General features: G+C 42.1%; 1 protein-coding gene. It reads left to right on the forward strand.

Annotated features, from left to right (window positions below):
• Nucleotides 1-220 (forward strand): hypothetical protein (locus G8O24_RS47205; RefSeq protein WP_210324923.1); only part of this gene is annotated, 220 nt, incomplete at its 5' end.
• Nucleotides 221-425 lie beyond the last annotated feature (205 nt).

The raw sequence follows: 425 nt of genomic DNA on the forward strand, positions 1-425 counted from the left end.
GTATAATAGTGGTACAAAAATCAAGGAGATATTGGAGCCTATGGAAGTCGCTGAAGCACTGACAAAGTTAAAATTTCTGGTCAGTCATGATAGATTTAAATTGGCTGCAAGACAAGGCACAATGAAAGTACCTGTTTCTCGCATGTTAGCAAAGACAATCATTGAGCAATTATCGTCAGAAGACTTTGTAAAACACAGCGCCAGCTCGCTTTGGTTATGAGACAAATCAGCCAATTTACGATGCTGAACTTGATGAACGTGCATCTGAAATGGCTAGACAAGCATATCGACGACATGGGTCTCCTCCGCCTCTTCGAGTAGCTTTGCCAGCAAGTCATCCTTTAGCCAAGAAAAAGCAACTATCTTTACAAGACTTGGCAGCACAGGATTTGGAAATCGTAGCTCCATCTATTGCAGGTTCTGAG

Source organism: Bradyrhizobium campsiandrae (assembly GCF_014529705.1).
GTDB classification, from domain to species: domain Bacteria; phylum Pseudomonadota; class Alphaproteobacteria; order Rhizobiales; family Xanthobacteraceae; genus Bradyrhizobium; species Bradyrhizobium campsiandrae.